The 2245-nt window shown below is 76.6% G+C and carries 2 protein-coding genes; both read right to left on the reverse strand.

Annotated features, from left to right (window positions below):
* Positions 1-240 precede the first annotated feature (240 nt).
* Complete coding sequence (locus AB0E96_RS40475) at positions 241-1662, reverse strand: acyl-CoA synthetase (protein ID WP_359831772.1); 1422 nt, start codon at positions 1660-1662, stop codon at positions 241-243.
* Between the two features lie 301 nt (positions 1663-1963).
* Positions 1964-2245, reverse strand: a 282-nt coding sequence (locus AB0E96_RS40480) for an electron transfer flavoprotein subunit alpha/FixB family protein (protein ID WP_355269736.1), incomplete at its 5' end; no start/stop codon positions are given.

The raw sequence follows: 2245 nt of genomic DNA on the forward strand, positions 1-2245 counted from the left end.
TGGGGCGTCCCGCCGGCGCCGCTGAGGCTGCAGGGGCCCGTGGCGGAACCCTCGGGGTCCTGCGACCGGAAGCCGCGGCGTGTCGCCCAGGGGTTCGGTTCTGCCTGCGTGTCACGTTAGGCACGCGTCCGCTCACCGCGCGCAGTGGAGTGCGCCAATGGAAGGGTCACCGGTGGTGAGCACCGACGGCGCATCAGGGTGAACACCCGTCATCGATGGAGGGCGTCCGACGCCCCCTCATCAGCGGCCGCCGGCCTCCGTCAGCAGCTGCTTCTTCAGCACCTTCCCCATGGCGTTCCTGGGCAGTTCGGGCACCAGGACGACCCGGCGCGGCCGCTTGTGCACCGAGAGCCGCTCCGCCACGAAGGCCGTCAGCTGGTCCCCCGTCACGGCGCCGTCCGGAATGACGTACGCGACGATCGCCTGTCCGAGGTCCTCGTCCGGCACGCCGACCACCGCCGCATCGGCGACCGCCGGGTGGTCGCGCAACGCGGCCTCCACCTCGCCCGCGCCGATCCGGTAGCCGCCGCTCTTGATCAGGTCCACCGAGGCGCGGCCGACGATCCGGTGGAAGCCGTCCGGCCCGATCACCGCGACGTCGCCGGTGCGGAACCAGCCGTCCGCCGTCCAGGCCTCGGCGTCCGCGTCCGGCCGGTTGAGGTAGCCGCTGAACAGCGTCGGGCCGCAGACCTGGAGCTCCCCGACGCTCTCCCCGTCGGCGGGCACCGGCGAGCCGTCCTCGCCGACCAGCCGGGTGCGGACCCCGTCCACCGGCAGCCCGACGCTGCCGGGGCGCCGCTCGCCGTCCGCCCGGGTGCTCACGGTGATCAGCGACTCGGTCATCCCGTAGCGCTCGATCGGGGCGTGCCCGGTGAGCGCCGCCAGCTTCTCGAACACCGGGACGGGCAGCGGCGCGCTGCCGGAGACCAGCAGCCGGGCAGGCGCGAGCCGGGCCGCCGCCCGCGGATCCGCCGCCAGCCGGGACCAGACGGTGGGGACCCCGAAGTACAGGCTGCCGCCCGCCGCCGCGTACCCCTCCGGGGTGGGCCGGCCGGTGTGCACCAGTCCGCTGCCGGTCCGCAGGGCGCCGAGCACGCCGAGCAGCAGCCCGTGCACGTGGAACAGCGGCAGGCCGTGCACGAGGGTGTCCTCGGCGGTCCACTGCCAGGCGGCGGCGAGCGCGTCCAGGTCGGCGGCGATCGCCTCGCGCCGGATCACCACGCCCTTGGGCGCGCCGGTGGTGCCCGAGGTGTAGAGCACGAAGCCGGTCGACCCGGCGGCCGGCTCGGCGTGGGTGGCGGCGGAGCGCTGCGCCGGGTCGACCGGCAGCCCCGCCACCGGGACGTCCCGGGGCAGCGTCTCCCCGGCCGCGTGCGCGAGCAGTGCCGCGCCCGAGTCGCGCAGGATGTGCTCCCGCTCCTTGGGCCCCGAGTCGGGCGGCAGCGGCACCACCGGGACACCGGCCAGCAGGCCGCCGACCACGGCGGTGACGGTCTCGAGGGTGGGGCGGGCGAGCACCGCGAGCGCCGGGGCGCCGGCCACCCGGTCGGCGACGGCGGTCGCCGCGCCCAGCAGGTCCTCCCGGGAGAGCGCCCGACCGTCGATCCGCAGCGCGTCCGCCGCGTCGCCGAAACCGCCCTGAAGTGCCGTCAGCAGTGCCATGCCACCGTCCTCGCCTCGTCCCACACCACCGCGCCGCGCCCGTGCGCCACGCGCTCGCGGCGCGCGTCCGCCTCCGCGTCACGCGCCGGCGCCGACTCTACGGGCCGCCGCCCCGCCCGCCGCGCGCCGGGGACGCCCGGTCCGGGCACGCCGCACCCGGGGAACGACCCGCGCCGCGGCCGGCGGCGGGGCACCGGGAGCGCCGGGCGACGGTGGGAGGACGAAGGGCGCGGGGACCGTACGACGACGGAGGGCGCGGCACCGGTCACCCGGCACCGCGCCCTCCGCTGTCGCGCGGGGATCAGGCCTTGCGGGCCTTCACCTCGGCGGTGAGCTGCGGCAGCACCTGGAAGAGGTCGCCGACCACGCCGTAGTCGACCAGTTCGAAGATCGGGGCCTCGGGGTCCTTGTTGACGGCCACGATGGTCTTCGAGGTCTGCATGCCGGCCCGGTGCTGGATGGCGCCCGAGATGCCCGCCGCGATGTAGAGCTGCGGGGAGACCTGCTTGCCGGTCTGGCCGACCTGGCTGCTGTGCGGGTACCAGCCGGCGTCCACGGCGGCGCGCGAGGCACCGACGGCCGC

Source organism: Kitasatospora sp. NPDC036755 (assembly GCF_040636595.1).
GTDB lineage: Bacteria > Actinomycetota > Actinomycetes > Streptomycetales > Streptomycetaceae > Kitasatospora.

Bases quoted from the DNA above. Each gene is read 5' to 3' on its own strand.
- AB0E96_RS40475 (WP_359831772.1), bottom strand. From the start codon at position 1,662: ATGGCACTGCTGACGGCACTTCAGGGCGGTTTCGGCGACGCGGCGGAC.